The 6,334-nt window shown below is 68.8% G+C and carries 7 protein-coding genes; 2 read left to right on the top strand and 5 right to left on the bottom strand.

The features are described 5' to 3' along the window. Positions 1 to 291: 291 nt before the first annotated feature. From ABZ471_RS03160 to thyX, 3 genes are all read right to left on the bottom strand, one after another. Positions 292 to 1,977, bottom strand: a complete 1,686-nt coding sequence (locus ABZ471_RS03160; protein WP_359061788.1) for a ribonuclease J — start codon at positions 1,975 to 1,977, stop codon at positions 292 to 294. A gap of 156 nt (positions 1,978 to 2,133) precedes the next feature. Further along, positions 2,134 to 3,033, bottom strand: a complete 900-nt coding sequence (dapA, locus tag ABZ471_RS03155; protein ID WP_359061786.1) for a 4-hydroxy-tetrahydrodipicolinate synthase — start codon at positions 3,031 to 3,033, stop codon at positions 2,134 to 2,136. Between the two features lie 211 nt (positions 3,034 to 3,244). Then, positions 3,245 to 3,985, bottom strand: a complete 741-nt coding sequence (gene thyX / locus ABZ471_RS03150) for an FAD-dependent thymidylate synthase (RefSeq protein ID WP_359061784.1) — start codon at positions 3,983 to 3,985, stop codon at positions 3,245 to 3,247. A 176-nt stretch (positions 3,986 to 4,161) separates the two neighbouring features. Here thyX and ABZ471_RS03145 point away from each other — a divergent pair, with 176 nt between their 5' ends. Then, positions 4,162 to 4,398, top strand: a complete 237-nt coding sequence (locus ABZ471_RS03145; RefSeq protein ID WP_359061782.1) for a hypothetical protein — start codon at positions 4,162 to 4,164, stop codon at positions 4,396 to 4,398. Positions 4,399 to 4,488: 90 nt separating this feature from the next. Continuing rightward, on the top strand, positions 4,489 to 5,043 hold the full coding sequence (locus ABZ471_RS03140) for a hypothetical protein (protein WP_359061780.1): 555 nt from the start codon (positions 4,489 to 4,491) through the stop codon (positions 5,041 to 5,043). A 70-nt stretch (positions 5,044 to 5,113) separates the two neighbouring features. Here the strand turns inward: ABZ471_RS03140 and ABZ471_RS03135 are convergent, their stop codons facing one another. Then, positions 5,114 to 5,566, bottom strand: coding sequence for a hypothetical protein (locus ABZ471_RS03135; protein WP_359061778.1), 453 nt, complete (start codon positions 5,564 to 5,566; stop codon positions 5,114 to 5,116). Positions 5,567 to 5,579: 13 nt separating this feature from the next. Then, a complete protein-coding gene (gene dapB / locus ABZ471_RS03130) occupies positions 5,580 to 6,332 on the bottom strand; it encodes a 4-hydroxy-tetrahydrodipicolinate reductase (protein ID WP_359061776.1) in 753 nt (250 codons plus the stop codon). Between the last annotated feature and the right edge of the window lie 2 nt (positions 6,333 to 6,334).

The raw sequence follows: 6,334 nt of genomic DNA, 5'->3' as shown, positions 1-6,334 counted from the left end.
ACTCACCCTCTCGGGCTTTCCTCCGGGCTTCCCTTCGGTGTTTCCGACTCTATCAGATCTTTTCTCGATCCGATTTCCTCGGTGCTTTCCAGGTTTTCGCTTTCGCGCTTCCCTTTCCGGCGGTTCCGACTTTATCAGAAGTTCTGAGCCGGATTTCCCACCCGCTCCGGGGACCGTCGTCCAGCGTATGAAGCACTGGGGTTCCCGGTTGGGCGGAGCCGTAAACGTACTGGAGCGGGGCGCCCCGATGCAAATCGAGGTGCCCCGCTCCCAGTTCGCGCGGACGAGGTGTCAGACCTCCACCACGACCGGCAGGATCATCGGCCTGCGGCGATACGTGTCGGAGACCCACTTGCCGAGCGTACGCCGAATGAGTTGCTGCAGCTGGTGGGGTTCCACCACGCCGTCCTGGGCCGAGCGCTCCAGGACCTCCGTGATCCTCGGGATGACGTCGGCGAAGGCCGCGTCCTCGATGCCGGAACCCCGGGCCTGGACGTGCGGGCCGCCCGTGATCTTGCCGGTCGAGGAGTCCACGACCACGAAGACCGAGATGATGCCCTCGTCACCGAGGATCTTGCGGTCCTTCAGAGCCGGCTCGCCCACATCGCCGACGGAGAGGCCGTCGACGTAGACGTAACCCGCCTGGACCTTGCCCGAGATCTTCGCCTTGCCCTCGATCAGGTCGACCACCACGCCGTCCTCGGCGATGACGATCCGGTCGTGCGGGACACCCGTCATCGCGCCCAGCTCGGCGTTGGCGCGCAGATGGCGCCATTCACCGTGGACCGGCATCAGGTTCCTCGGGCGGCAGATGTTGTAGAAGTACAGCAGCTCGCCCGCGGAGGCGTGTCCGGAGACATGCACCTTGGCGTTGCCCTTGTGGACGACATTGGCGCCCCAGCGGGTCAGGCCGTTGATCACGCGGTAGACCGCGTTCTCGTTTCCGGGGATGAGTGACGAGGCCAGGATGACCGTGTCGCCGTCGACGATGCGGATCTGGTGGTCGCGGTTGGCCATGCGGGACAGGGCCGCCATCGGCTCGCCCTGGGAACCCGTGCAGACCAGGACCACCTCGCTGTCCGGCAGGTCGTCCAGCGTCTTGACGTCGACCACCAGGCCCGGCGGGACCTTCAGGTAGCCGAGGTCGCGGGCGATGCCCATGTTGCGGACCATGGAGCGGCCGACGAAGGCGACCCGGCGGCCGTACTCGTGCGCCGCGTCCAGGATCTGCTGGATGCGGTGGACGTGGCTGGCGAAGCTCGCCACGATGATCCGCTTGCGGGCGCCGGCGAAGACCTGGCGCAGGACGTTGGAGATGTCGCGCTCGGGCGGGACGAAGCCCGGGACCTCGGCGTTCGTCGAGTCGGCGAGAAGGAGGTCGATGCCCTCCTCGCTCAGCCGCGCGAACGCGTGCAGGTCGGTGAGGCGGTTGTCCAGCGGGAGCTGATCCATCTTGAAGTCGCCGGTGTGTACCGCCATGCCGGCCGGGGTGCGGATGGCGACCGCCAGGGCGTCCGGGATGGAGTGGTTGACCGCGACGAACTCGCAGTCGAAGGGGCCGATGCGCTCGCGGTTCCCCTCGGCCACCTCCAGGGTGTACGGGCGGATCCGGTGCTCCTGGAGCTTGGCCTCGATGAGGGCGAGGGTCAGCTTGGAGCCGATCAGCGGGATGTCCGGCTTCTCGCGGAGCAGGAACGGGACGCCGCCGATGTGGTCCTCGTGGCCGTGCGTGAGGACGATGCCCTCGATGTCGTCGAGACGGTCCCGGATGGACGAGAAGTCCGGCAGGATCAGGTCGATTCCGGGCTGCTCCTCCTCGGGGAAGAGCACTCCGCAGTCGACGATCAGCAGGCGGCCTCCGTACTCGAAGACCGTCATGTTCCGGCCGATCTCGCCGAGACCGCCGAGCGGGGTGACCCTCAGGCCGCCTTCGGGGAGCGGCGGGGGCGAGCCGAGTTCAGGATGCGGATGACTCAAAAGACTCTCCTCACCATGCACGCCACGTACCGGTCGGGCACGTGGCGCGCATGACGTTCGTGCAGAAGCAATTGTCGTTGTGGGGTGCGGGCACCGGTGGCCCGCATATGCAGTTGTCTGTTCAGTTGTGAAGCTCGGGTGGTGCCAAGTCTGTTGTCAGAGCTGTACCCCGCCGGCGGCAAGATCGATCTTGAGCTGGGCGATCTCCTCCGGCGAGCACTCGACCATGGGGGCGCGCAGGGGGCCTGCGGGCAGGCCCTGGAGGGCGAGGGCGGCCTTGGTGGTCATGACGCCCTGGGTGCGGAACATGCCGGTGTAGACCGGGAGCAGCTTCTGGTGGATCTCGGTGGCCTTGACGACGTCGCCCGAGGTGTACGCGTCGACGAGGGCGCGCAGGTCGGGGGTGACGACGTGGCCGACGACCGAGACGAAGCCGACCGCGCCCACGGAGAGCAGGGGCAGGTTCAGCATGTCGTCGCCGGAGTACCAGGCGAGGCCGGACCGGGCGATGGCCCAGCTGGCGCGGCCCAGGTCGCCCTTGGCGTCCTTGTTGGCGACGATCCGGGGGTGCTCGGCGAGGCGGACGAGCGTCTCGGTGTTGATCGGAACGCCGCTGCGGCCGGGGATGTCGTAGAGCATGACCGGCAGCCCGGTGGCGTCCGCGACGGTCGTGAAGTGCCGGTACAGGCCCTCCTGCGGGGGCTTGTTGTAGTACGGCGTGACGACCAGCAGGCCGTGTGCGCCGACGCGCTCGGCTTCGCGGGCCAGCTCGGTGCTGTGGTGCGTGTCGTTGGTGCCGACTCCGGCCACGATGTGGGCGCGGTCGCCGACCGCCTCCAGTACGGCTCGTACGAGGTCCGATTTCTCCGCGTCACTGGTGGTGGGGGACTCGCCGGTGGTGCCGTTGATGATCAGGCCGTCGTTGCCTGCGTCCACCAGGTGGGCGGCGAGCCGCTGCGCGCCGTCGAGGTCGAGTGCGCCGTCCGCCGTGAAGGGCGTGACCATGGCGGTGAGGACCCGCCCGAAGGGGGTCTGCGGAGTCGAGGTCGGAGCCATGGGTAACACGCTACTCGGTGCTCCATACGTGGTCTGCCCTCGGGGTGCCGGGAAAGTCTGGACAAATATGGATCCCGGCACTGCCTGCTCGGGGGTTCAGGCAGTGCCGGGTCCGTTTGATCAGGCTAGATGAACTTCTCTAAATGCCGCAATACGGACACTTCGCCTGGCTGATGCGTACATCCGTTCCGCGCGGGCGAACAGGCCTTCGTTACGGGGCCACACGGCCGTTCGCATTGAAGGCTGCGTAGGTGAGCGGCATGAGCCGAGCCCACTCCTCCTCCATCCGCTCCCCGACCATCTCGATCTCCCGCTGCGGGAAGGACGGCACCCTGGCCAGCTCGTGCTGGGTGCGCAGGCCGAGGAAGTGCATCAGGGAGCGGGCGTTGCAGGTGGCGTACATCGACGAGTAGAGGCCGACGGGGAGCACGGAACGGGCGACCTCGCGGGCGACACCGGCGCCCAGCATCTCCTGGTACGCCTGGTAGGCCTGCAGGTACGAGTCCTCCATGACGCGGCCGACCAGCTCCTGCTGGGCCTGGGTGCCTTCGACGAAGACGTACTTGCCGGGGCGGCCCTCCTGGACCAGCTTGCGGGACTCGTCCGGGACGTAGAAGACCGGCTGAAGCTCCCGGTAGCGACCCGACTCCTCGTTGTAGGACCAGCCGACCCTGTGCCGCATGAACTCGCGGAAGACGAAGATCGGGGCGCTGATGAAGAAGGTCATCGAATTGTGCTCGAACGGGCTGCCGTGCCGGTCGCGCATCAGGTAGTTGATCAGGCCCTTGGAACGCTCCGGATCCTTGTTCAGCTCGTCAAGGGACTGCTCCCCGACCGTCGACACACGGGCCGCGAAGAGGACGTCGGAGTCCGCTGCGCTGTGTTTGACCAGTTCGACGGTGACATCACTACGCAAGTCGATCTTGAACTCGTCGTCGGGGGTGGGGGTCACGATGCGGCGGGTCCTTCCCAATCTCGTCTCTTGGCGACGCCACTCTACGGCCCACCAAACGGGGCGTTCACCGTCGTGCCCGAATGAAATCGGTGAAACCGGGCACCGATTGCGACGTTCGTACGTCTGTGTTGGTGAGACACACCCACTCGATCCCCGAAGGGAGACCTACCCCCATGTTCCGTCGGCGTGAGCCCGTGCCCTTCGCCTTCCTGGCCGAGGCTGACAGGTTCCGCAGCAATGTCACTCCCCCGCCCCGTCGGCGTGCGTCCGCCGGTCAGATAGCCGGGCGCTGGCTGCTCGGCCTCACCGTCGTCGCCGGGCTCGTCGGCTCGGTGATCCTCGGCATGCCCGCGCTGTCCACGCCGTCCAGTACGCCGGCCCAGCAGTCCCAGGCTTCGCAGGGGCACTGACTCTTCCGGCCGCCCTAGGGTGGTGAGCCGGAATCCGGCCGGATAGCCTCACCGGGCACAGCCCACGCAAGGATTGAGTGAGGACCAGCCGTGCCCCTGCCCTTCCTGACGGCCGACCGCACCTTCGACGCGGCATCCGAGAGCCCTCTGCCCTACGACGACCTGGAGCGCTGGCGGCGCCCCTACCGGCCCGGGCCCTGGCGGGTGGGCGGAGCGGCGCTGGGGCTGCTGCTCTCCTCGTTCGTGCTGTTCGCGGCCGTCCTCATCGCCCTGACCGGCAAGGTGTCCTCCGCCGGTGTCGTCTTCGGCCTGGCGCTCGCGGTCATCGTCAGCGCGCTGCGGATGCTGCGCATGGGTGTGTGGGTGAGCGCGCACGGGATGCGCCAGGTGGGCTTCCTGCAGACGCGTACAGTGCCTTGGGCGCGGGTGCTCTCGGTGCGCACGGCACAGCAGCCGGTGCGCTGGCTCGGCCTGCCGCGCACGGTGCAGGGACAGGCCCTGGCGCTCGTCCGCAAGGACCGGGCCCCCGAGGACACGCCGCCGCTGCTGACCACGCACGGCCTGGACTTCCTGAACCGTCCGGTGGCCTTCGACCGGGCTGCGGACACGGTGGAGGCGTGGGCCGCGGAGTACCGGCGCGGCTGATCGCCGTAGGCAAGCCGAAGGGGCCGGTCCGCTGGGACCGGCCCCTTCGTCGTACCGGCTCGGGCGCGGCTCAGGCCTGGACGGGCCTGCCGTCGTGCAGCGCAATGGCCCGTTGCATCGCCTTGCGGGCGCGCGGGGTGTCCCGGGCGTCGTGGTAGGCGACGGCGAGCCGGAACCAGCTGCGCCAGTCGTCCGGGGCCGCCTCCGTCTCGGCCTTGCGCTTGGCGAACACCTCGTCCGCCGAGTCGCGGTCGATACGGCCGCCCGGGGTGCGCTTCAGCTCGTCGACGGGCAGGCCGCCCTCGGCGTCGAGCTCGGTGGCGAGCTGGTTGGCCTTGCGGACGAACTGGGTGTTCTTCCAGAGGAACCACAGGCCGATGACCGGCAGGATGAGCACCGCGACCCCGAAGGTGACGGTGAGGAGCGTGCCGGACTGGATGAGCATGACGCCGCGGCTGCCGACCAGGACGAAGTAGAAGACCAGGACGGCGGCCGTGACGAGGTAGGTGATCTTCGCGCGCATGACGTCTTCCGGCTCAGCTCAGGTCCAGGAAGTGCTCCAGGCCGAAGGTCAGGCCCGGAGTGGACACCACGCGGCGGGCGCCGAGCAGGATGCCCGGCATGAAGCTGCTGTGGTGCAGGGAGTCGTGGCGGATGGTGAGGGTCTCGCCCTCGCCGCCGAGCAGCACCTCCTGGTGGGCCAGGAGGCCGCGCAGGCGGACGGCGTGGACGGGGACGCCGTCCACGTCCGCCCCGCGGGCGCCGTCCAGGGCGGTGACCGTCGCGTCCGGCGCCGGGGCCGTGCCGGCCTGGCGGCGGGCCTCGGCGATGAGCTGGGCGGTGCGCGTGGCAGTGCCGGACGGGGCGTCCACCTTGTTCGGGTGGTGCAGCTCGACGACCTCGACCGACTCGAAGTACGGCGCGGCGATCTGCGCGAACTTCATGGTCAGCACGGCGCCGATGGAGAAGTTCGGGGCGATGAGCACGCCCGTCTCCGGGGACTGGGCCAGCCAGCCCTTCAGTTGCGCGAGGCGCTCGTCGGTCCAGCCCGTCGTACCGACGACCGCGTGGATGCCGTGGCGCACGCAGAAGTCGAGGTTGCCCATGACGGAGGCCGGGGTGGTCAGCTCGACGGCGACCTGGGCGCCGGTCTCCGCCAGGGACTCCAGCTTGTCGCCCCGGCCGAGGGCGGCGACCAGTTCCAGGTCCTCGGCGGCCTCGACCGCCCGTACCGCCTCGGACCCGATCCGGCCCTTGGCGCCGAGGACCGCCACGCGCAGCTTGCTCATGT

The organism is Streptomyces sp. NPDC005728 (assembly GCF_040630895.1).
Classification (GTDB): Bacteria; Actinomycetota; Actinomycetes; order Streptomycetales; family Streptomycetaceae; genus Streptomyces.
Note: the sequence above shows the minus strand (reverse complement) of the source record. Positions and strands in the feature narration are given on the sequence as shown.